Annotated in this window: 18 protein-coding genes; 14 read left to right on the top strand and 4 right to left on the bottom strand. The window is 36.1% G+C overall.

Annotated elements, in window-relative coordinates:
* Positions 1–32: 32 nt before the first annotated feature.
* A complete protein-coding gene (locus ND812_RS16285) occupies positions 33–2,042 on the bottom strand; it encodes a neutral/alkaline non-lysosomal ceramidase N-terminal domain-containing protein (RefSeq protein WP_407658590.1) in 2,010 nt (669 codons plus the stop codon).
* Between the two features lie 223 nt (positions 2,043–2,265).
* Between ND812_RS16285 and ND812_RS16290 the strand changes: the two genes are divergently transcribed.
* From ND812_RS16290 to ND812_RS16310, 5 genes are all read left to right on the top strand, one after another.
* Positions 2,266–2,574, top strand: a complete 309-nt coding sequence (locus ND812_RS16290) for a DUF3817 domain-containing protein (RefSeq protein ID WP_265376407.1) — start codon at positions 2,266–2,268, stop codon at positions 2,572–2,574.
* 18 nt (positions 2,575–2,592) lie between these two features.
* On the top strand, positions 2,593–4,128 hold the full coding sequence (locus tag ND812_RS16295; RefSeq protein WP_265376408.1) for a lipid A deacylase LpxR family protein: 1,536 nt from the start codon (positions 2,593–2,595) through the stop codon (positions 4,126–4,128).
* 95 nt (positions 4,129–4,223) lie between these two features.
* Complete coding sequence (locus tag ND812_RS16300; RefSeq protein ID WP_265376409.1) at positions 4,224–5,552, top strand: MFS transporter; 1,329 nt, start codon at positions 4,224–4,226, stop codon at positions 5,550–5,552.
* A 1-nt stretch (position 5,553) separates the two neighbouring features.
* A complete protein-coding gene (locus ND812_RS16305) occupies positions 5,554–7,242 on the top strand; it encodes a glycoside hydrolase family 2 protein (protein ID WP_265376410.1) in 1,689 nt (562 codons plus the stop codon).
* A gap of 6 nt (positions 7,243–7,248) precedes the next feature.
* A complete protein-coding gene (locus ND812_RS16310) occupies positions 7,249–8,388 on the top strand; it encodes a YheT family hydrolase (protein ID WP_265376411.1) in 1,140 nt (379 codons plus the stop codon).
* Positions 8,389–8,414: 26 nt separating this feature from the next.
* Here ND812_RS16310 and ND812_RS16315 read toward each other — a convergent pair whose 3' ends face one another.
* Positions 8,415–8,963, bottom strand: coding sequence for a DUF4334 domain-containing protein (locus ND812_RS16315; protein WP_265376412.1), 549 nt, complete (start codon positions 8,961–8,963; stop codon positions 8,415–8,417).
* 273 nt (positions 8,964–9,236) lie between these two features.
* Here ND812_RS16315 and ND812_RS16320 point away from each other — a divergent pair, with 273 nt between their 5' ends.
* From ND812_RS16320 to ND812_RS16330, 3 genes are all read left to right on the top strand, one after another.
* Entirely contained in the window at positions 9,237–9,647 is a 411-nt protein-coding gene (locus tag ND812_RS16320) for a CoA-binding protein (protein WP_265376413.1), read from the top strand.
* A gap of 152 nt (positions 9,648–9,799) precedes the next feature.
* Positions 9,800–12,133: a TonB-dependent receptor gene (locus tag ND812_RS16325; protein WP_265376414.1), complete on the top strand. Its 2,334-nt coding sequence runs from the start codon at positions 9,800–9,802 to the stop codon at positions 12,131–12,133.
* Between the two features lie 16 nt (positions 12,134–12,149).
* Complete coding sequence (locus tag ND812_RS16330; protein WP_265376415.1) at positions 12,150–12,713, top strand: LIC_11695 family lipoprotein; 564 nt, start codon at positions 12,150–12,152, stop codon at positions 12,711–12,713.
* A gap of 43 nt (positions 12,714–12,756) precedes the next feature.
* On the opposite strand, the gene ND812_RS16335 is transcribed toward ND812_RS16330, so the two are convergent.
* Positions 12,757–13,827: a PepSY-associated TM helix domain-containing protein gene (locus ND812_RS16335; protein WP_265376416.1), complete on the bottom strand. Its 1,071-nt coding sequence runs from the start codon at positions 13,825–13,827 to the stop codon at positions 12,757–12,759.
* Between the two features lie 155 nt (positions 13,828–13,982).
* Here ND812_RS16335 and ND812_RS16340 point away from each other — a divergent pair, with 155 nt between their 5' ends.
* Complete coding sequence (locus tag ND812_RS16340) at positions 13,983–15,149, top strand: putative sulfate/molybdate transporter (protein ID WP_265376417.1); 1,167 nt, start codon at positions 13,983–13,985, stop codon at positions 15,147–15,149.
* Between the two features lie 32 nt (positions 15,150–15,181).
* Here the strand turns inward: ND812_RS16340 and ND812_RS16345 are convergent, their stop codons facing one another.
* Positions 15,182–18,700 carry a nitrate reductase gene (locus ND812_RS16345; RefSeq protein WP_265376418.1) on the bottom strand — a complete coding sequence of 1,173 codons (3,519 nt, stop codon included), beginning with the start codon at positions 18,698–18,700 and terminating at the stop codon, positions 15,182–15,184.
* A gap of 419 nt (positions 18,701–19,119) precedes the next feature.
* Between ND812_RS16345 and nirB the strand changes: the two genes are divergently transcribed.
* Genes nirB through ND812_RS16370 form a run of 5 tightly spaced genes read left to right on the top strand, consistent with a single transcriptional unit; the run spans position 19,120 to position 24,932 of the window.
* Complete coding sequence (nirB, locus tag ND812_RS16350; protein WP_265376419.1) at positions 19,120–21,639, top strand: nitrite reductase large subunit NirB; 2,520 nt, start codon at positions 19,120–19,122, stop codon at positions 21,637–21,639.
* Positions 21,640–21,652: 13 nt separating this feature from the next.
* A complete protein-coding gene (gene nirD / locus ND812_RS16355; RefSeq protein WP_265376420.1) occupies positions 21,653–22,033 on the top strand; it encodes a nitrite reductase small subunit NirD in 381 nt (126 codons plus the stop codon).
* Positions 22,030–22,821 carry a uroporphyrinogen-III C-methyltransferase gene (gene cobA, locus ND812_RS16360; protein WP_265376421.1) on the top strand — a complete coding sequence of 264 codons (792 nt, stop codon included), beginning with the start codon at positions 22,030–22,032 and terminating at the stop codon, positions 22,819–22,821. The genes nirD and cobA overlap by 4 nt, the downstream gene beginning before the upstream one ends.
* A 9-nt stretch (positions 22,822–22,830) precedes the next feature.
* Positions 22,831–23,745 (top strand): bifunctional molybdenum cofactor biosynthesis protein MoaC/MoaB, encoded by a 915-nt coding sequence (gene moaCB / locus ND812_RS16365; RefSeq protein ID WP_265376422.1) that lies wholly within the window; start codon positions 22,831–22,833, stop codon positions 23,743–23,745.
* On the top strand, positions 23,742–24,932 hold the full coding sequence (locus ND812_RS16370) for a molybdopterin molybdotransferase MoeA (protein ID WP_265376423.1): 1,191 nt from the start codon (positions 23,742–23,744) through the stop codon (positions 24,930–24,932). Before moaCB ends, ND812_RS16370 begins: the two co-directional genes overlap by 4 nt.
* Positions 24,933–25,109: the final 177 nt, after the last annotated feature.

Genomic DNA, 25,109 nt, shown 5'->3' on the forward strand with positions numbered 1-25,109 from the left:
ATAAAGAACAGACACATCCTTTTGATATGTGTTTATCGTAGTTGGAAAGAAGGGCACTCCACTCGGTAAGGATTTTTTTTCAAATCACTTGATAAGTAGATTCCTTCATGTACCAAACGGTATTCTCCTTCTGAATCCGTATCACTAGATTCCCAAATAAGATCTAATTTTCCAATGCCCTTGTCAAAAAATCCTGGTTTGTGAAACACAAATTTTGTATCAAAATCAGCATCTGATTTCACACGAATCCAAGTTGTTCCTTCTTTTTTTTCAAGCCATAAGTAAGAAGTGACTTTCGGGTATCCAATATTGGGACTAACTGCATTCACTTGACAAACCACTTTGTCTCCTTTTTTGTAATCACCTAGACTTGGTTTTAACACCTGTTTCGGTATCTCGGAAACAACTTCTGAATCCGGAAGATTTAAGGGGTGGATACGATCAGTTAAATCGAGAGGCATTGGATTTGAAATTGAAGTTTTTGAAAATTCGATTCCTTTTACAAGATCTGATGCCATTTTAGAAAATTCTTGGCGCAGTGCATTTAAACTTTGTGATCCATGTAAGGTGTGGCCACCTTCATAATTTTGTGTCGAATATTCTTCTGGAGTTGTAATGTACCCAGAAAAATCATTTGTTAATCCAGATAAAACAATTTCAGAAATTTTATCTTTCATAACAACTTTTACTTCTTTTTTTAATCTACGACTGGACATTGTTGTGACTTCATGGGGTAAAACTAGTATAGACAAATCACCAACTAACACAATTCCATACGGTAATATTTGAGGTAGACTTGGAAGTGGTTTTGTTTCACCCATAGGGAATAAAACAGCTTTTGGTTTTTGACACTCTCTTAATTCTTCGGAAGGTGACTGTAACATAAATTTAGCGATCCAATCGATATAGAATTTTCGATTTTTCTCTGTCATACCTTCATGGAATAACCAATGACCACCACCTTCTTCTGTTGACCCTGCAGCAAAAGCATATCCGTATGCAGAAGGACAAGTATATTCTGTTTTTCCTGTCCCTGAGAATTCACTTGTAACTGGGTGTTTGCTCATATCGATGAAAGTATGAGAAAATTGAAGTCCACCATTTAAGGTTTTTCCATTCGATTTTAAAAACTCCTGGCTTGCTAAAAACTGTCGTTTCCCAATGATAAAACTACTATCATAAATATCTTTCCCTGGTCCCGTATTGTCTAAGTTTAAATTTGGAGATACATCTCCTTCATTAGCTTGTGCAAAAATGGCAACAAAAGATGGATTTCCATTTTTGAATGCTTCTTTTTCTGCAAGTAATGATGCGATCCCTTTATTGTCTGAAGATATCAATCGATTATCGAATGTTATGTTAGTCGGATGTACTCCATACCAATTCACAAACCCAATTGGTTTTCCTTCTACAAAAATATTGAGTTGTACCATCTCTTTGTCTATATTGTCTGGGTATAATTTCCTTTCTGATTCTGGATTTGCCATATAAGCAGACAAACTTCGATTCACTCCTGCATCTTTCACATAAGTTTTACCAATTTTTAATTCAGCAGGTTTTCTTTTTTGATAGGCTTCTTTGATGGCTTCGAAAATTCCATCGCGTAACACAGTATAGGAGTCACCATAAAATTGTGTGGAATAAAAGGAAATTTCCGAATAATGAAAATGCCCTGCAGGTCCACTATGAGTATGAGATGCATTTAATAATACATTCCCCAAATGAAAATTTGGATCCACTTCCCTTTGTAATTTAGATACAACTTCTCTTTGGATTTCAAATGGAATCCCTCCTACTTCTGCTGTGACATAGGCAAATGGTTTTTGGGTCGTTTTGTCTTCTATTACCAATGCACGTGCGTATTGTCTGGTTTGGATTCCCATGCCTGTTTGGTCCTCGCGGGCATAACCCCAAAACATAACGCCAACCGGAGGGCCTGTGATGTCTTTTTTGGCCATACCAGCAAAAAACGACCCCGATTCATTAGCCAATAGAGGCAGGGTAAAAAAAAGAAAGAAGGAAAGGTAGTTCCGAATTTTCATCCTTCTTGTTTTATGTGGTTCCAAGAAAATGTCAATCCCGAACAATTGTCGACTAATCAGATCCGAATGAAATTCTAGGAGGAGAAGTTTTTTCGTTCAAAAAGGAACAAATCGCAGAAGATTTGGTTTTCAGAGAACCATTCGAAACATTTGGTCACAAAGAATGTACGGACGAATTCCAGGTCACAGCGTTTGCTGGTGATAGTAAAAATTGAGGAGTTTTATGATCACTCTATTCAAAACCAAATTAGGTAGATTCCGAATCTTGGCATTTTTGGAAGGCGTTTCCTTCTTATCAATTCTATTTGTAACGATGCCACTTAAGTATATCTACCACAACCCAGAACCAAATAAAGTTGTGGGACTTGTACATGGTCTCTTGTTTCTTTTATACTTAGTTGAATTATTCCAAGTGAAAGTAGAACTGAATTGGAAAATGAAAAAAACATTTCTCGCAGCACTTGCATCTGTGATTCCATTTGGAACTTTTTGGGCTGAAAAATATTTATACTTAAAACCAGATAATGACTAAACCCATCCAAACTGAAATATGAAAACAATCAAGATTCTCCTTATAATCTTCATATATATTTTGTTAGTTGATTTGTCATATGCGCAGTCAAAACAAAATAAAAAACAAACTCTGATCAAACCAGTTGTTGAACCACCTATCGAAATAGAAAGGGCCACACCAAACAATCCTGACCAATACCAAATTCGTTTGATTATGGAAAATGATGCCTTTGGTGGTTTTTCAGATCGATATTACACAAATGGATCGAGATTAGAATTTCATATGAGTGCGGGGGAATCGAATCCTACTAGAAGAGTTTTCAGTTATTGGAATGATTTATTTATCACTCCAAACGAAAAAACAAGATACCTTCAAGGTTTTGCAGTGGGACAGGAATTTTATACACCCACAAACATCAAAAAGGCGGATGTATCCTATGGAGATAGGCCATATTCAAGTCGAGGTTATTTTACAAATTCACTAACAACCTTTACTGAAGATACGAGTATAACCACAGAACTTGAGTTGGGTATGATAGGACCATCCGTTGGTGGGAAAACAGCACAAACTAATTTCCATAACTTCATAGGTTCCCCTACTCCACAAGGTTGGGACACACAAATACCGGATTCCTACTCTGTTGCGTTAAAGACAGATATTCGAAAATATTATCATCGATTTTTTGGAACCCAATACAATGTAAATTTAGGAAATATCCAAACAGATGTTTCTTTTGGACTTATTTTTCGCTTTGGTAATGTGGATAAAACACCTGGACCTGGAAGTTCAGCACTCCAACCAGGATCTCCAATTCTCCATGAAGATGGAAAAGGGTATTGGTATTTTTATGTGAATCCAGGTGGCACCTTACAAGTATATAATGCAACGATCCAAGGGCAAATGGGTTCGGATAAAGGATATAAATCACAAAACAGAAGTTCGGCGTTTAGTAATTGGGATAGTTTCTTAAACAATCCAACTCCTGATGTGGGGGAAAAGGAATTACAATATAGATTATTATCAGAAGATAACGGAAAAAACACATTACAACGTTATATCTTGTTTAATGAATTTTTGGTCAATGGCACAACAAATCCTTATAATATTGGATTAAATTATTTAATTTTTAATAATATCTTTAATGGCGCTGAGGAAATTGAGCGTACCACTCGATTGTTTTTATTATCGAATTTAGCAGCACAGTGGGACCAAATTCCAACAAATGCAAGAGCGTTGGCTGTTTATTCGATCTTTAGACCGGAAGGAGGAAAACTCCCTCCCATTGTTCGATACTATTCCTATGAAGTTCTCTCTCAATTCATATTGGACCCGAAACAAAGAGAAACGTTATTACAGTTGTTACGTGAAGAAATTGAATATCGAGATAACAAAACCTATGTTGCAGACTTAAAACGTGCTGTTGGTTTTATCCGAGCGGGATTTGTTTCGGTTTCGAATGCAGGATTTTTATTTGGCCTTCATTACAATTACCAAACCATTGATTTCCAAGCAGCAAAAGGATTACCCCAACAACACCAATGGATTGGTTTCCAACTCGGAAAGGTCTTTTAAGGAACAAATCGGTATTTGAATCAGCCTAAAGTTTTGAACCAAATTCAAAAATAAGAGTCGCCAAACAGACTGACTTTTAGGAAAACTGGGCGATCATGAAAAATCACAGTTTGAGTGGGCGCCTTTGGTTTGTTCTCATTTTATTCGGTCTTGTTGGCCAAATCGCTTGGTCTGTAGAAAACATTTACTTCAATTTATTTATCTACAATACAATTTCTAAAAGTACATCATCCGTCACTCTCATGGTGCAACTGAGCGGAATTGTTGCGACGTTTGTCACTTTGTTCGCTGGAATTTTATCTGATCGACTTGGCAATCGAAAGCATTTTATCTCTCTTGGTTATTTGTTTTGGGGATTTCTTACCTTATCTTTTGCCTTCGTTTCCAAAGAAAACACAAGCCTTTGGATTGGGATCACAGATGAAACACAAATCATCCAACTCACAATCGCCATTGTCATCACTCTTGACTGTATTATGACAGCATTTGGATCAACAGCAAATGATGCTGCCTTTAATGCATATGTTACAGATAATACGGGCAATGCTAGAAGTTTGGCAGAAGGTGTTTTATCAGCAATGCCACTGCTTGCAATGTTAATCGTTGCAGGAGGTTTTGGTATGATCGTCATTGCACTTGGATACCCTGGACTTTTTATAGCTGTTGGAACCTTGATGTCGTTATCTGGTTTGATTGGTATCTGGTTCATTAAAGATCATCCCAATCTGAAAGCACAGAAATCAGATTTTATTTCAGATCTTTTATATGGTTTCAGAACTTCCGTGATTCTAAATCATAAACGATTGTATTTGTATTTTATTGCAATGGGAATTTATGGAATTGCTAGTCAGATTTACATGCCATATTTGATCATATTTATGCAAGAGTATCTCAGTTTTAATGCCATCCAATATTCTATCGTTCTTGCTTGTGTGATCTTAGGTGCAAGTGTCATTACCATACTCCTTGGAAAACAATTTGATGGGAAAGATAAAGACAAACTTCTCGTTCAATTCTCTTCAATTTATATCATTGGTATGGCATCTTTGTATATAGTTGCAAAAACATTAAAAGGATATAATTCTACAATCTTAATGATATCTGTTGGTTTTACTAGTTTGGTTTTAATCACTGGATTTGTTCAAGTTTTAGCACTTCTTGGAGCTCAAATCAGAGATTATACTCCAATTGAAAATACTGGAAAATTACAAGGAATCCGTATGATCTTCTTTGTCTTAATTCCAATGTTCATAGGACCAATGATTGGACAAAAAATCAACGAATCTACGAATTTAACCTATGTAGATCCAGCCAATGGTAGCCTAGCGCATGTTCCATCTCCAGAGATATTCATTACAGGAGCCATCTTTTGTCTGTTTATCTTTTATCCATTAATGCTAATTAGACGAGGAAATCAAAACTAACATGAAAATACCTCATACAGAATACCCAAGGCCACAACTGCAAAGGGACAGTTATCTAAATTTAAATGGAGAATGGTTTTTAGGGCATGTAAAACAAGGTGAAAGTCTTGAATACCAACACAAAATCATTGTTCCATTTTCGCCAGAGTCAAAAGCGAGTGGACTCGGTAATTTGATTCTCAAACCAAATGAAGTTTTGTTTTACAAAAGAGAATTTGAAATCAGTCCTGATTTTATAAAAGATATCACATTTTTACATTTTGGTGCTGTAGATTACTCCTGCATTTGTTATATCAATGGAGTTGAAGTTGGTTATCATCAGGGAGGTTTTTTACCTTTCTTTTTTAATGTTACAAAAGCGATAAAAAATGGGAAAAACGAGATAAGACTCACTGTTACAGACCCAACGGATACAGGCACTCAATCTAGAGGCAAACAAAAACTAAAAAGAGGTGGCATTTGGTACACACCTCAATCAGGAATCTGGCAAACTGTTTGGTTGGAAAGTGTCTCAGAAGATTATATTCAAAACATAAAAATAACACCTAACATAGAAACCAAGTCAGTAGAACTGGAAGTCAATTCTGATACTGATGGCATCACAATTCAAATTCTAGATGGGAATGAAGTGATTGCAGAAAGTTCCAAAAAAACCTGCACTTTACCAATCCCGAATATGATTTTATGGTCTCCTGAAAACCCGAAATTATATGATATCAGGATCAAAACCAAAAACGATGAGGTGACATCTTATTTTGGCATGCGTAAATTTTCCATTGGATATGATGGAAAATTTAAGAGATTGTACCTGAACAACAAACCATATTTTCATAATGGACTTCTTGACCAAGGTTATTGGTCAGAAGGACTTTTGACTCCACCTGACGACGAATCAATGATCAATGAAATTCGTTTAATGAAGGAAATGGGTTTTAACACATTAAGAAAACATATCAAAATTGAACCATTACGGTGGTACTATCATTGTGATCGATTGGGGATGTTGGTTTGGCAAGACTTTGTTTGTGGAGGGGGACCTTATGAAACCTGGGAAGTCGCCTATCTACCGTTTATTGGATGGAAAACCGATGATACAAAACATCGCTTCTTAAATCGTACGGATGAAAAAGGGAAAAAAGAATTTTTAGTAGAAATGGACAAAACAGTAAACCTTTTGTACAATACTGTTTCCTTATCTGTTTGGGTTTTATTCAATGAAGGATGGGGACAGTTTGATAGTGTAAATCTCACAAAAAAACTAAAAAATCTGGATTCCACTCGAACCATTGATAGTGTAAGCGGTTGGTATGACCAAGGAAAAAATAGCAGTGAGCTAAAAAGTTTACACCTATACTACCAAAAGTTAAAAGTTCCAAAAAAAGAAGATAGAGTCATCGTATTATCTGAGTTTGGTGGATATTCCTTAAAAACAGAAGGTCATGTTTATGATGACAAAAAATTATTTGGATACAAAATCCTTCCCAATAAAGAAACCTTACACTATGAATACAAAAAATTGATTGAAAATGAACTAATACCATTAATTCCGAAAGGACTTAGTGCCTCAATTTACACTCAAGTGAGTGATGTGGAAGAAGAAATTAATGGTATTGTTACCTACGACAGAAAGGTTGTTAAATTTGACATTCCATTCATGCAAGAATTGAATTCAAAACTAAAGTACAATTAAACAAGAATGATATTTGGAAATATTTATATCACAATCAGTTTGATTCTTGTCTGTGTTTTTTTAGTTAACTATTGCATCAATGTTGTTGAAGCTCCAACACTTCGGTTCATTGATACTGAATTTTCATCGAAAATTATTTCTGAAACCCCAAAGTTACTAAAACGGTACTTTCCAACTATTTGGTGTTATAATCCCCATCTTATGTTGTTTCTACTAATGTTTCGCGAATCAAAAACAAAAGATTTTGTTTATGACAAAATAGAACATTTAGAAATGAAAGATGGTGGCACAACCGGACTTGCTTGGTCAGGAATCCAATTTGTCAATCACAAAGACAAAACTCCCATTGTTGTTGTTTTTCATACAATTAGCGGAGATGAACAAGACATTAAATCTACTGTTTCGCATATTAGGAAAACATTAAATTGGATTGTGGTAGTTTGTGTCCGAAGAGGACACGGTAGTCTTCCACTGACAAAACCAATCATCAATACAATGGGATCAACTTCCGATTTAAAAGAACAATTAAATCATATTCGAAAACAATTCCCAAGTAAACTTTTGTTTGGTATTGGCATTTCAGCTGGTTCAGGACTTTTAGCACGTTATCTTGGGGAATCTGGACCAAAAAGTTTATTCCAAGCAGCTGTCGCAGTATCTCCTGCATATGACATTGAAAAAGCATTCCACCGTGTCCATCCTGTGTATAGCAAGATCATGGGTCAAAGAATGATTAACTACTTTCTGAAACGACATTACAAAAGTTTTGCCAATGTTAGAGGGACCGAAGATTTATTGAATGTTAAAACACTTGGCGAATTTCAGGATAAACTCCATTCCATTTCTGGTTTTAAAGATAAAGACTCTTATTATCAAAATTCAAATCCTATACTTGTTGCGGATCAAATCAAAACTCCTCTCTTAGTTTTAAACGCTGCAGATGATCCTATATGCGTAAATTTGAATGTGTTAGAAAACTTACATTGGCTCGAAAACCTCAAAAATACGATCCATGTGCACACCAAAAGAGGTAGCCATATTGCATTTTATGAAGGTTTCTCTGCCAAATCTTGGTCGAACCAATTGATTGGTGAATATTTTTTGTCAGTCTTTCATTGGTTTTCTACAAAAAATTCGAGTAAGTAAAAACGGAATATTAAATTGACTTTTTATCAATCACGTTCTAATACGAAAAAGAAAGGTTGTTTCATTCCTTTATAATCCATACATCCAAACAAAGTGTTTTCATTTACCTTTCGAAAAACATCATGGATTGGAAGATTATCGTAGATCATTGCAGAGGAAACCTTTCCTCTAAACTCAATTTGTCTTACACGAGCTTTGGAATGTTTCGTTTGGAACAAAAATCGAACCATTAGAAAAAGATAACGTAATGGCCACAGTTTTGTAGATGGAAGAAGTGTAGCTAACCTAACTGGCATTAACGAAGGATTTACCTTAAACAGTGTTTTTCCAAAAGATTTAAAAACCAAAGGATGAACATTTTCAGAATCAACAAATTCCTTTCCATACCAATTAAATGTCTCTAGGGCTCCATCCATAGTATGCCCTGTATGAAATCCTGATCCATGCCAACGCCCCATCATTTCATTCAGTGGAACTACATCCAATGCATCATAGAGTGCAAATGAATCTTCAACAGAGTTGTTCTTTTTAGCACGCATCTCGTGAAATCTCGTTTCAAGCTTTTTGTCTTTCATATATAAATAACTTATACCTGTTTTTGCAATCCTCCATTTTTAGGAAATATATATCCAAAGAAGATCAGATTTTTTAGAATCTTAAAGAGGAACAGATTGTATTTGTTTTCTTTGTTTCAGAATGTTTTTTTAGAGCTTCGTTTCCTTTTCTTGAAACAGAATTGGATGGGAGAATGTCAAATGACTCCCTTTTGGTGATGTAAATCTTGATGAAGGTATCTTTTTTCTGACGACATGACTTGTCATTTTTCCAAAACAGGATATAATCATTTTATGAATGTTCCAGATTCTGAAATTAAATCCTTACTCCAATCGTATCCAACAATCGCAGTGTATGGTTTAAGCCAGGATCCTTTAAAACCGAGTCATTACGTCCCTGTTTTCATTCGTGATAAAGGTTGGAATGTCATCGGAACCTATCCCAAAGAACATACGATAGGTGGTTTTCAAATCTACAAAAGTTTACAAGACATCCCAAACGAAAAGCGGAAGTTCATCGATGTCTTTAGAAGTTCTGACAGCATTCCTGAAGTTGTTGATGAAATTCTAACATTAGGTGGAACGGAAGTTTTGTGGTTACAATTGGGAATTTCTCATCCAGAAGCAGAAAAAAGAGCAGAAAACGCAGGGATCAAAGTTGTTTCCAACCGTTGCCTCATCATAGAATACAAAAAGTATTTTTAAATCCCTCCTCTGTCCCTCAAAACCACGAAAAACACATGATTTCTTGTCCTAAAGGATTCACGTTCCCGGAGGTCTCTAAGCACTCTTACTTGAATTTGCGTCTCACTCTCATTTAAATTTGACAAAATAGGACCTCCATAAACCATGCCGGTATGTCCTTTTTATTTGAGATCTATTCTCATTTAGAATCCAAATTAAAAACCTCCAAAAGATGGCAATCGTTTGATCGTTCTGACCTGGTTCTCATATACTTCGCCGGCCTCTGTTTGACGCCACATCCGGTTTTTATTGTATCAGCTGAAACAGATGAACCTAAACCAAAACAAGAAAACGGGATCCATGTTACAGGGAAAAAAGACCAAAGAGATCGAGAAATATTACGAACACCTAACAGCATCAGTCGATTGAATGAACAAGAAATCCAGGATGCAGGGATCAACAGAACGGGCGATATTGACAAACAAGTTCCCAATTTTTCCATCATTGATTCAGGATCTCGTAACTTCACATACTTTAATATACGAGGTATGAGAAGTATTGCATTTAGCGAACCTGCGGTCGGACTGATTTTAGATGGAATTCCCTTAAATGATAATGTAGCTCTTAATACCGAATTATACGGTCTTGAAAGTATTGAAGTCTATAGAGGAAGCCAAGCTACCTTATTTGGTAAAAATTTCCAAGGTGGTGTGGTTGAAATCAAAACCAAAAAACCAAACAATTTATCTGAAGGAAAAATCACATTCGATATCGGGAACTATAAAAAACAAGAAACATCAGTATATTATAATGCTCCAATTATATATGACAAATTATATTTCGGTGTCGCAGGTAAAACAACTGAAAGAGAGGGATACTTATCCAACGTAACTGGATTCTATTATCCCAATAATCGACCCTATGAGCTCCCTGTCGAAATCTACAAAACACATCCCGACGGAAGAAAAGGTCAGGCAGGTAGATTTCGATTGTATTTTACCCCGAACCAAACATTTGAAGCCGACTTACAAATTAGTGCAGAAAGTTTTGATGATGGTTCACTTAACCTTGTCAATTATCTAGGTGCAAAATCAGAGAGAGAAAAAGCCCTGTTACAAGGATGCGTAGCGGCACCAACCAATTGTTCGAAGTTATACGGAACTTATGTAAATCGGGTGAATGGAGATAGAAAAGTATATTGGGATTACGAAGGAAAAAGTAATGTTACCGGGAATACATATTCACTATCAACAACTACCAAATTACCACACTCAAACTTAAAAACAGCATCTGCATTGCGTAAAATGGATATTGATCCAATCACTGCCGATTCTGATTTTACAAAAGTCGATCAAAACCGATCGATCTACATTGAAAAATCAACAACGTTTCTCAATGATATTTACTTAGAATCAAAAGATAAACAAAATCCTCTTCAGTACAAAATAGGCATCTATGCTTCCAATAAAGTTACGAACATTGACCAAGCGAAAGAACATCGAGTACAACTCTATGTGATCAATGATTTCCCTGGTTTCAATGCACCCACCCAAGAAAAAAACCTATCTAAGTTAACCGACAAAAACATAAGTTTTTACACACACAATAGTTACACTTTCTTTGAAAGATTTACGATTACATTAGGAGCAAGGCTCGAAAAACAAGACAGTCGATTATCTCATTCAGAACTCGCAGTCGGACCTTCAAGTTCGAATCCTATCGGTGATACACTTCTTTTATCCGATCCGTATTCAATTCAAAATCGATACAACTACAATGTATCTAGAATCATTTTTGATTATAAACCGATAGAAAATCTTATGTTTTTTATTGGAGTAAGCAGAGGATACAAAAACGCCGGGTATAGCACAGTTGTAAATATTCCTACCAAAGCAAGTTTTAAACCCGAAATCAACGACACAATTGAAGCTGGCATCAAATCAGAATTTTTTAAAAACAAATTTGGCCTGAAGTATACACAGTTTTATACAGAAACTCAGGACTTCCATGTAATCCGAGCGATCAATCTCTCACAATACGTAAATCTAAATGCAGAGTTAGTTACCATTAGAGGTTATGAACTTGAGACGTATGTAAAACCACAAAAAGATACCAAACTAGGATTATCTGCTGGTTACACAGAAGGGATATTCAATCGGTTCCAAGATACAGTTCTCAATCGAAATTTTAACGGTAAGTGGGTACACTTTATACCAAAATACGATATACTCAGCTACCTTCAATACAGAAACGAATTTGGGATTTTTTTAAGAGGAGAATTCCAAGCTGTTGGTCAAATGTACTTCGCGGCAGATAACACTGTTTATAGCGACCCTTACTATGTATTAAACGCAAGAGTTGGTTACGAAAAAGAAAATCTATCTGCCTACTTCTATATAAACAATCTCAATGATCGATACTATTTCACCTCATACATAGATGGAACATTCCAAGCAGTTCCAGGGGCACCAAAAACATACGGATTTATATTAACCTATAAAATCTAATTTTTCGGAGAACAATATGAAAACAAAAATTAAAATTCTATCTTTATCCTTTTTCATTGGAGTGAATACTCTCCAATGCAACCTTTTTGACCCTAAATCAAAAATAACAAACAATGAATTGGTGGAAATTGTAACATTGCAACAGTTAAATGCAAATAGCATGAGTGAAGGCCAAAAATTAGGTCTAACGATAGCGTATAGCCATCGGTTTAGTATTAAAAACGGTCCACATTTATTTTGTCGGGAATACTCAACTGCATACTTAGAAAAACAAGCCGAATGGGAATTAAATATTGAACAAACTTACGCCACTATTGGAAATGCGATTGGAATTGATATAGTAGTAGAAAGGATCAATGGACCCTGTGCTATCAACAATAAAATAAGTGCATGCCATTATGATGGAGTGGATGGTATCAATGATTTGATCCCTTATGCTTACTCCACAGAAGGTGAACACAAATATCTGATCCCTGCTTACATTTATTATGGTATCAACAATCTAAAAAATGCAAAAGAGGCATGTGAAGGGTATAACGGAACTTATGTTTGTTATGATCCAACGAAGTGTTGGCAATAAAATTCCATATTCATAAAGATAGAGAATCCATTTCTTGGGTTCTCTATTTAATGATTTTTTTTCTGTTCACTCTCTTCCGATAAAAAATAACAAGACCACTTAGAGATAAAATTGCAGGTGTTAATCCTCCAAGAGTCCATAAAATTTTACTATAATGGTTTGCAAAGGTTCCAAAATGGAATGGCCGAAAGGAATCTAGAATTTGATTTAGGTAACTTTCTTTCGTAATGTCGACAATACGATTTATTTTTTTAGTCCTTCTATCAAACTGAAGGTAAGATCCATACCGACTTTCCCATCCAGACGAATCATATCGATTTCCATAGAAACCAATGGGTTCATTAAGGTTATGATGTGGGAAGGATATGTATCCTAAATGAAAGTTTGGAATTTGTCTCTTTGATTCAGTAATCAATTCATCAATGGAATTTCTATGGCTCCAAAGTTGATGGATAATGATTTCCTTAGGCTCACTCCTAATGAATGTATCGCGAATGCTCCACCAAGCACCGGTGACTGCCAAAATAAAATGAAACCATATAAAATTGATACCGACAAACTTGTGTAAATCGGAAAACAAGATCTGAAAACTTTCTTTCCATCGAAACCGAAATAAACTAAACCAAAATCGTTTGTATAATTTGATTCCCGTTATCACGAGTAAAAAATATACAATTGCAATACAACCTACTATAAAATATCCAAGTTTCCCCAAAAATAAACTATAATGTAATACTAAGACAAATCCATAAAAACTATCACTACGATCTTCTTTTAACGCACCAACGATCTTTCCATTGTAAGGATCAAGTAAATACACAACTTCCTTACTTGGAATGTTTGTGTCATGAAACCATATTTGGTCTGGTTGGTCTAATAGATCGGAAACCAACCATCCTGAGATACTCCCCTCAGGCAATTGCGGAACAAGTTGTTGGTAAAGACCATCAAATGAAAGTCTATGCACTTGTAAGGGAATTTGAATGGGAGTAAACAACGATTGGATTTCTTTCCCATAAACAAGTAAGGATCCTGTGATCCCAATCACGAGTAAAAAACTAGATCCAATCATTCCGAGAACCAAATGGAGTTGGTAAAAACGTTTTGCTTTCAATGGTTTTTCCTATGCACTGATTTTTCCATAATATTGAGATTAGGTCTCATTATCAATTAACTTCTTACATAGGATTCTTTCTGATTTTACTTTTTTTACTCATCGTTAAAATACACTTTCTGCTCTGTTAGGAACCGGGCAACTTACACATAACTATGTGGAAACAAAAGGATTTTGCCTTCAATCGGAATGAGATAGCAGGTGCTTTCGGCGATATTGGAACTGATTTTCCAATTCTCATTGCAATGATTTTGGCAGCAGGACTTCATGCTCCCAGTGTTTTCATTGTATTTGGTTGTATGCAAATACTAACAGGCATTATCTATAAAAGACCAATGCCTGTCCAACCACTGAAAGCAATGGCAACCATTGTAATTACGGGAAAAATTGCAGGCCCCATCGTGTTAGGTGGAGGTTTAAGCATTGGAATCCTAATGTTGTTTTTTTCAGCAACGGGAATACTTGAAAAAATTGCTAAACTTGTTCCTAAGTCTGTAATCAGAGGTTTACAACTTGGTTTAGGAATTAGTTTGAGTATGCTTGCCTTCAAAGAATATATCCCATCTGAAAGTACCAAAGGTTATATTTTGGCTGGAATATCATTTCTGTTTATCATTCTACTGATCGATAACCGAAAGATTCCTGCTTCATTAGTTGTCATCCTTTTTGGATTTTTTTATTCGTTATTCTTTCATTTCGATACATATACAAAATTTTCAAAATTTGAAATCAATCTACCAATTATACACGTACCAAATTTTGAAATGATCTTAAAGGGATTTATATTATTAACACTACCTCAAATTCCTTTATCCATTGGGAATTCAATCCTTGCCACAAAACAAATATCAGATGATTTATTCCCAAACAAAAAACCAATTACAATTAAAAAGATTGGTTTTTCTTATTCTATTATGAATTTGATTTCACCATTTTTTAGCGGGATACCTTGTTGTCATGGTGCCGGTGGGATGGTAGGTCACTATACATTTGGAGGTAGGACAGGAGTTTCTGTTTTACTGTATGGTTTGTTTTATCTATTATCTGGAATGTTTCTGGGGAATGGAATCGAAATATTGATAAAGGCATTTCCTTTACCTATTTTAGGTACATTACTTTTTTTTGAATCATTATCACTTATTTTATTAATCAAAGACTCATTTCAAAACAGCAAAGAGTTTATCATTGTGATTATGACAGGTTTACTTGCCAGTGGATTACCCTATGGATTTCTAATTGCGATGGTTGTTGGAACGAGTATCCACTATACATCTATTGGATTTAAAACTTTCACTTCCATTGGAGATAAAAACAGAAATTAAAATCCATTCAAAAAGATAAAATAATGAATCTTCTAAGATGATGAATTGGAAACCATATTTTTAATGATCTGACTCACTTCTGGCCTGCAACTTCCGCAACCAGTCCCAGCTCCCGTTTTTTCCATTACTTCTGCTAAATTTTTAGCGCCGCAAAGAATTTCATCTTCGATATTCCCTTTCCCAACGCCATTACAGGAACAAACCAAGGCACCTTTTGGCGGTTTGGCGGTTGAAATGCTAGATAAAAGTTGGTTTCGTTTCTCTCCTAACTCTAATCCTGAAGCGATCAGATTTTTATATTCTACAAATTCCGATTTATCACCAACAAGAATAGCACCGACCAGTTTGTCACCTTTTACGATACATTTTTTGTATTTACGTCTTTTCCGATCGAGGAAAACGATTTCTTCATATTCATCTGTTAAATTCTCAAATTGAATGCCTGGTAAACGAAGAGAAACAAGTTCTAAACCTGGAATTTTCAAAAGATTCGAATGTAAAGACCCCGAATATGTTTGGAACTGGTAACCATAAATATGGTTCGCTGCTACTTTTGCTTGTTCTTCAGCGGCAAGTACCGTTCCATAAACACCTGATGTATGTTCTGCGACTTCACCAATTGCATATATATCAGGATCTGATGTTTGTAAAAATTCATTCACTTTTATGCCTTCGCCAATTTCGATACCAATCTCTTTTGCTAAAACCAAATTAGGATTAGTCCCCATCGCATAAACGATTCCATCAGGATAAAGTTTTTTTCCGTCCTTTAATTCAACATAAGTGACTCGATCGTATCCATGTACTTTTTTAATTTCAGAATTGAATAACACTTCAATTCCACGGCTTTCAATTTCTTCTTTCAAAATTTCACAAGCAACAACATCCAATTGTTTGGACATCAATCGATTTGTGCGAACAAGTACAGTCACTTTGACACCCAGAGACTTAAGTGCTGAAGCAAGTTCCAATCCAAGTAATCCACCGCCAACAATTAAAGCATAAGAATCAGGGACAAAAAAACCTTTGATTTTATCAGCATCTGTTTTTGCTCTTAAACTAAATATACCTACCATGGATGGAGAAATTGATTTTGGAATTTGAGGACTACTCCCTGTTGCTATGATTAATTTTTGATAGGAATAAACATTTCCCATCGAATCCTTAACAATTTTTGCTTCAGGTAAAATTTCTGTTACGCAGGTTGAAGTATGTAACTCAATCTCCCAATTCACAACTTCTTCTACACTGACACTAGCTAACTCAATGAATTCTTTTTCTCCACTGATAAAGTCAGGTAATAAAATTCGATTGTATAATGGATTTTCTTCCTTACATAAAACAGTGATTTCATCTTCTGGACAAAGTTCTTTGTAATGTTTGATAAATGCAGAAGTGCTATTGCCACCACCGATGATAAGGATTTTTTCTTTTTCTTTTTTATACGGAATGACCTTTACAGCTGATATCTTGAATCCAGGTTGTTTCGAAAAAGGGTCAAACTCTTTGTTTGTTAAATTATTGGCTCTAAAGGCATCATTCTTATTTTTTTTCCCCCAATGCATCGGTAAAAATACAGTTCCCATTTTGATAGAATCTGTGAGTTTCGCTTTCACACGAACACGTCCTCTTTCATTCAGAACTTCAACAATACTACCATCAATAACCCCAAGTTCATTCGCATCTTTTGGATGGATTTCAAGGTAAGGCTCCGATTTGTGTTCCATTAGTTTTCGAACTTTGCCAGTCCTCGTCATCGTGTGCCATTGGTCTCGGATTCTACCTGTAGTAAGGATCAAAGGATATGCCTCAGATGTTTTTTCTGAAGTATCTTCTGGTGTGACATCAAAAATCTTAGCTTTGCCATTAGGACGATAAAATATGTGATCTGTAAATAATCGAGGAGTTCCATCCAAACTATTTTTAGGAAAAGGCCATTGCACCGATCTCTTTTTATTTAATATCGAATAATCTAATCCACTAATATCGATACTTGTACCTTCCGTTAAAGCACAATGTTCCAAAAATACATCTTCTTCTGTTTTGTATGAGAAAAAAGAACCAAAACCCATCTTGGTTGCAAATTTTTGGATGATCCAAGTATCAGCCATCGCTTCGCCAGGAGGTTCTATAATTTTGGATAAGTAAGTCACCCTACGATCTGAATTTGTCATCGTACCTTGTTTTTCAGCCCATCCTGCTGCTGGTAAAACATAGTCAGCATATGGGATGGCTGCAGAACTCATCGAAATATCCTGTACAATCACAAGTTCTGCCTCACGTAACCCTTGTTCTACCATCCTAGCATCTGGCAAACTCGTAGTCGGATTTGTGCATATGATCCAAACTGCTTTCATTTTACCTGATTTTAGATTTTCGAACATTTCAACCGCAGTATAACCTGGTTTACTTTGGATTGTATCTTCAGCGATGTTCCAGAATCTTTCTACTTCCTTCCGATGAAGAGGATTACTTAGGTCACGGTGTGCAGGTAATAAATTACAAAGGCCTCCTACTTCTCTACCACCCATTGCATTTGGTTGGCCAGTCAAAGAAAAAGGCCCTGATCCTGGTTTTCCAATTTTGCCTGTGATCAGAGATAAATTGAGCAGAGCTAAATTTTTATTCACCCCGATCACACTCTGATTCAATCCCATTGCCCATAATGACAAAAATCCTTTTGCTTCATGGATGTACTTGGCTGCTAACTCAATCTCGAACAAAGGAATGCCACAAGTATTGGCAGCATCTTGTAAATCAAACGATCTTAGAAAAACATTTAATCCATCAAAACCTTCGGTGTGAGATTCGATAAACTCGTTTTCGATCCAATTGTTATCGATTAATATTTTGGCAATTGCGTGGAAGAGATAAATATCAGTCCCAGGATGGATTTGTAAATGTAAATCAGCATCCTCGCAAGTATCAGTTTTTCTTGGGTCTACTACGATAAGTTTTGTATTGGGAAAATTCTTTTTTTGTGCTTCTATCCTTCTAAATAAAATTGGATGGCACCAAGCTGGGTTTGCACCCGCAATGAGGAAACAATCGGCAAGTTCAATGTCTTCGTACGAAACAGGTACACTATCTTCACCTAACGCCATCTTGTATCCCACAACGGCAGAACTCATACAGAGTCGAGAATTGGTATCGATGTTATTACTTCCAATAAACCCTTTGATTAATTTATTGATAATATAATATTCTTCTGTTAATAATTGACCTGATACATAAAACCCAACTGAATCTGGACCATGTGCTTTGATGATTTGTTTGAACTTATCACTGATTCCATCCAATGCTTCATCCCACGAAATTCTAGAGAGATCCGAAGTTCTGTTTGCCCTTTGCATCGGAACCAAAATCCGATCACTTCGATCCATCACAGTATAGTGTAGGTTTCTCCCTTTTGAACAAAGTAAACCCAAATTGGCCGGGTGTTCTTTGTCCCCTTCGATTCGAATTTCATTTTTTTCTAATTTTTCGACAAGGACACCACAACCAACACCACAATAAGAACAAGTAGAAGGATAGGTTTCTGTAGTCTGCACAAAAGAAAGTCAGCAATATTTATGCCAAATGCTGAAAATTTCATAAAATTGCTTACACAAAGAAGAATATTCTTAAAATCTCAATAAAACCCAACCAATTGTAACAATCCATACAGAGACAAACGATCATTTCGTACGTATTGTACACATTTTGCTGCTAGATTCATGAAACAATCGAACTCCAAATCCGAAACTATCGAATCATTCGGCCAAAAAAGAAGATAGTTTTTCATTTGTTTATAATGGATTTCGAATATTCTAACAAATTATGGACATTTTGTATAAATATCTTACGAATCTTCTCTCATTAAGACCTTTTTTTAAACTAGATGCCTTTCTTAGGTACACTTCGTGCATGAATGGATAGAAAGTTATCGTGATTGGTAACTTTAGTTTCGATTCCTGGGTTAGGTACAGTCATGATCAAGCGGAAGTTAGTTGTTATTGGAAATGGTATGGTGGGTCACAGATTCTGTGAAAAACTCGTGGAATATGGCGGGACTGACAAATTTGAAATTACAGTGCTCGGTGAAGAACCAAGACGCGCTTATGACCGTGTCCATCTTTCAGAATACTTTGCCAACCGTTCTGCCGATACATTGTATCTTTCTGCCCCTGATTGGTATCGAAGTAACGGAATCAAATTATTATTATCAGAACCAGCTGTATCCTTAGATACCGTTCGGAGAAAACTAGTCACAAGTTTAGGTACGGAATTAGATTTTGATGAATTGATTTTTGCAACTGGTTCATCTCCTTTTATTCCACCTCTTGAAGGTTTAAACAAAGAAGGTGTTTTTGTTTACCGAACCATAGAAGATTTAGAAGAAACATTAGAATATAGTAAAAAAATAAAAAAAGCTGCAGTACTCGGTGGAGGTTTGCTGGGTTTAGAAGCAGCGAAGGCACTTGTTGATTTAGGGAAAGAAACTCATGTCATCGAATTTGCTCCGAGACTTATGCCACGCCAATTGGACGAAGGAGGAGCTTCCATCTTAAAATCAAAAATTGAAGAAATTGGTGTTGAAATCCATTTAAACAAACAAACAGAAAAAGTTTTGGGAGACAAAAAAATTGAAGGTTTTGCCTTTAAAGATGGAGGAACTTTAGATTTCGATTTATTAATAGTCTCTGCGGGGATTCGTCCAAGAGATGAATTGGCAAAAGAAGCAGGTATCTCAGTTGGTGAACGCGGCGGTATCATTGTCGATGATGGAATGGGAACCAATGTCTATGGAATTTATGCAATCGGTGAAGTTGCACTCCACAGAAACTTTATCTACGGTCTTGTGGCTCCTGGTTATGAGATGGCTGAAACACTAGCATTTAATCTTTGCAGCCCAGGGAATAAGCCAAAAGTATATTCTGGATCCGATCTTTCCACTAAACTAAAGTTAATTGGTGTCGAAGTGGCTTCATTTGGAGATGCACTAGGACAAAATGAACATTTACCAATCGTGTTTAAAAATCCAAGGAGTGGAGTCTATAAAAAACTTGTTATATCTCCTGATGGAAAGTATTTACTCGGTGGAATCCTTGTTGGGGATGCAAAGGCTTATGGCAATTTATTATCTTTTTATCTCAACAAAATGGAATTACCAGAAGAACCAGAAACATTAATTGTTGGATCTGTCTCTTCTGAAAATCTTTTTGGAGCTGATACCCTTCCTGATGAAGCAAAAATTTGTTCCTGCAATAATGTATCCAAAGGAGATATCTTAACGGCAATCCGAGAGAAGGAATGTTTCGATATCACAAGTCTTAAAAATTGTTCCAAAGCTGGCAGTGGTTGTGGTGGCTGTTTGCCCCAAGTGAATTCTATACTCAAAGCAGAATTAAAAACACAAGGAAAAGTAGTAACGGAACACCTTTGCGAACACTTTAAATTTTCAAGGAAAGAACTTTACCAAGTCATCAAAGTAAGATCATTAAAGTCGTTTCCAGATGCGATCAAAGAGATAGGGAAAGGGAATGGTTGTGAAATTTGTAAACCGGCAGTTGCTTCCATCATTGCTAGTATATGGAATGAACCGATTTTAAAACACAGAGAAATCCAAGACACAAACGATAAGTATTTAGCCAACATCCAAAGAGGAGGTACATATTCAGTAGTACCAAGGATCCCAGGTGGCGAAATCACTCCGGATAAACTCATTGTCATTGGCGATGTTGCAAAAAAGTACAATTTGTACTGTAAAATTACGGGTGGACAACGAATTGATTTGTTAGGTGCCAGGATTGACCAACTTCCTTCTATCTGGAAAGATTTGGTGGAACATGGATTTGAAAGTGGACATGCCTATGGGAAATCAATGCGTACAGTTAAAAGTTGTGTTGGTTCTACTTGGTGTCGATTTGGTGTACAAGACAGTACCTCGTTTGCGATCAAATTAGAAGAACGTTACAAAGGAATACGAGCTCCCCATAAATTAAAATGTGGGGTATCTGGCTGTATTCGTGAATGTGCAGAAGCTCGTGGCAAGGATTTTGGAATCATCGCAACCGAAAGAGGATGGAATTTATACATCGGTGGCAATGGTGGAGTCAATCCAAAACATGCAATTCTCTTTGCAGAAGATTTGGATGAAGATACATGCATCAAGTACATTGATCGTTATATGATGTTTTATATCAGAACAGCTGATAAATTAATGAGAACTTCTACATGGTTAGAGCAGTTAGAAGGTGGAATTGAGTATTTAAAAGACGTTGTGATCAACGATCGTCTTGGAATCAACTCCCAGTTAGATGAAGAAATGAAACATCTAGTCAATACTTATCATTGTGAATGGAAAGATGTTGTTGAAGATCCTGAAAAACAAAAAAAATTCAAACACTTTGTCAATAGTAGCGAAACAGATCCAAACATACAATTCACAGAAGAACGTGGACAAATTAGACCAATAGATTGGATTGAAAAAGACCTCGTAAAATCATAAAGGAGACGTACTCATGTTAGCAAATCAAAATACAAAAGAAAAAGTATTCATTGGTCCAGTTTCAGACTTTGAAAAAGAAGGTGGAGTCAGTGCAAAAATCGGGAACAAACAAGTTGCGATTTTTTACTTTGAGTCGAGAAATGAATGGTATGCTTGTGATAATGCATGCCCTCACACAGGTGATATGGTTTTATCTAGAGGTTTACTTGGAGATACCAACGGGGAAGCAAAAGTTGTTTGCCCACTTCACAAACGAAACTTTTCTCTTCAATCAGGTGAGTGTTTGAATGACGAAAACTTAAAAATCAATTTATACACTGTCATAGTAGAAAATGGTTCTGTCTTTTTGGAAATGGAATCAACTCTCTCTCGCCAACTTGGTGTCTCACCATGAATGCCGCCATACCAACTGAAAAACGAGGAAAAGTATTCCTTGTGGGAGCAGGACCTGGAGATCCAGAGTTACTCACCATCAAAGCATTAAAAATTCTGAGAAAAGCAGATATTGTTTTTTATGATGATTTAGTTTCACCTCGGATCCTTGGAGTGTGTAGGAAAAGGATTCAGATGGTTTATGTAGGGAAACGATCGGGAATTCATAGTTGTCTACAAGAGGATATCAATCAAAAACTCATCCAAGCAACACATGATCATCATACTATTGTTAGATTAAAAGGTGGAGATCCTTCAATTTTCGGTAGGGTCGGTGAAGAGGTTGCATCAATCCTCCAAGAAGGAATCCAATGTGAAATTGTGGCAGGAATCACAACTGCGTCTGGTGTTGCATCTTCACTTGGTTTCCCTTTAACACATAGAGATTATGCAAGGGAAATTCTATTTTTATCAGGTCACAAAAAAGAAGGAGTCAATTCTGATTCCTTTCAAAACGTAAACTGTATCGGGAAAACCATTATCATTTATATGGGTTTAAATTCACTTGGAACGATTGTTTCCGAACTTATCAATTCGGGAAATTCAAAAGAAACAAAAATGGCTGTGATTCAAAATGCCACCTTAGAATCGGAACGAGTTTTTACAGGGAATCTGGAAACAATGGAATCCATAGTAGAGGAAAACAATGTGAAGTCACCTGCGATCATCGTCGTTGGAGAGATTGTTCGATTTTATGAAGAAATAAAAACATTAAAAAATGACTGTGCTTCAATTCTATCTCCAATATAAGGGATAGGAATGAACGATATCACTGGAAAAAGAACCACACTCCGGTATGCAGAAGCGGAAGGTTTTGTCTACTGCCAAAAAGAAACCATAGAAAGGATCAAATCAAATACTTTGCCAAAAGGCGATTTGTTTGAAGTTGCAAAAGCAGCGGCTCTGTTAGGCGCCAAAAAAACATCAGACATCATTCCACATTGCCATCCTGTTCCCATTGATTTTTTTTCGATCCAATTTGAAATCATTGAAGATAAAAATGCAATTCGTATCACAACCCAAGCGAAATCCATAGGAAAAACAGGAATCGAAATGGAAGCATTAACAGGTGTGACTGTGGCAACACTTGTAATTTATGATCTATTAAAACCTATTGATAAATCCTTGGAAATTTCAAATGTTCGGCTTTTAGAGAAAAAAGGTGGGAAAACAGACAAACAAATAACAAAGTTTGTGGAAGGTTCAAATGCAAAGATATTAGTGTGTTCGGACTCATGTTTTTCTGGAAATAAAGAAGATGGATCTGGGAAAATCATCGCCGAACTGCTAAATAACGAAGGTGTCCAAGTTTTAGAGATCAAAATTGTTCCCGATGAACCAAAAGAAATTGAACAAACTATATCTACTTGGACAAAAGAAAAGATAGATCTAATTATAACAACTGGTGGAACAGGTCTTGGTCCAAGAGATAACACAACCGATACCATCAAACCAATGTTCGATAAAGAAATTCCAGGTATTGCAGAAGTTATGAGATCCTTCGGACAAGATAGAACTCCTTTTGCCATGTTATCAAGGTCAGTTGCTGGTAGTATTGGAAAAACGGTTATTATCGCAGTGCCAGGGAGTAGCAATGGAGCACGTGAGAGTTTAACTGCGATTTTACCAGCTGTTTTCCATGCAAAAAAAATGATGAGAGGTGAAGGTCATTGATCTCCTATACGGAAGCAATTGATTCGATACTCAAAGAATCTAGATCTTATGGTACAGAACTCATCCCACTAAGTAATGCTTTAGGAAGAGTTTTGGCTGAAGATATTTTTGCAGATCGCGATTATCCACCTTTCCATCGTTCAGCGATGGATGGGTTCGCAATTTCTTACAATGATTATTTGCAAGGGAAACAATTTCAGTATCATAGAGAACTACATGCAGGTTTCACCCTTTCAAAACTTCCGAATGAGTCGGTGATTCGCATCATGACAGGAGCGCCAGTACCAGAAGGTTTCGATGTTGTGATCAAAATTGAAGATTCAGTCCTTTCAGAAACAAACGGAATTCGAACTGTCTCCTTCCCAATGGAGCAGGTATTACAATGGCAAAATATCGCAAAACAAGGTGAAGATGCAAAAAAAGGAGATTCACTCTTATCGATTGGAACACAACTACGTCTTTCTGAAATTTCTTTGCTCGCTAGTGTCGGTAAAGCGAATGTTGCAGTGTTTTCGTTCCCCAAAGTACGCATCATATCAACAGGGAATGAAGTTGTTCCAATCCATGAAAATCCACTTCCCCATCAAATCCGTGATTCAAATTCTATAACGATTTTTACCTCATTGTTAAAATTTGGAATCACCCCCGATCAAATAACACATGTGCCCGATGATCAAACCGAAATGGAAAATACCATAAAACAAGGATTAGACTCCGACGTATTAATTTTATCCGGTGGTGTTTCAATGGGAGAAAAAGATTTAGTCCCTAATTTACTAACAAAGTTAGGAGTGAAGAATATCTTTCACAAAACTGCTATTAAACCAGGAAAACCAATTTGGTTTGGCAAAAAAGATAACACGATTGTTTTTGGGCTTCCCGGTAATCCCTTTAGTGTACAAACATGTTTTCGTATTTTTATCGATCCGTATTTGAGAGCCTCATTTTCTCTACAACGAGAATCAAGTTTGAAGTTTCCAATCCTCGACTCAAAAAAGAAAAAACATAACCTAACAGAATTCTTTCCCGTTCAATTGGTAACAAAAGAAAAAACATATTTGGCTTCTATTCCTTTTAATGGAAGTGGAGATATCAAAGCCGGTAGAAACTCAGATGGACTTGGTATCTTTCCAAGTGACTCAAAACAATTGCATTCCGAACAAGTGATCGAGTTTTTACCTTGGTAATTTAATTCTCATCAATTTGTACGTTACGTACACAGATATTTCGTATTTTATACAATTCTTATTTTCTTATGCGAATCCGTTTTTCTTTCACTCCATATGGTTAGTAAACAGCCGTTTTAGGCCTTTTACGAGCCGTTCCAAATTGGACATTTGGTACGCTTTTTGCAAAGTAATCTT

This window comes from Leptospira limi (assembly GCF_026151395.1).
GTDB lineage: Bacteria > Spirochaetota > Leptospiria > Leptospirales > Leptospiraceae > Leptospira_A > Leptospira_A limi.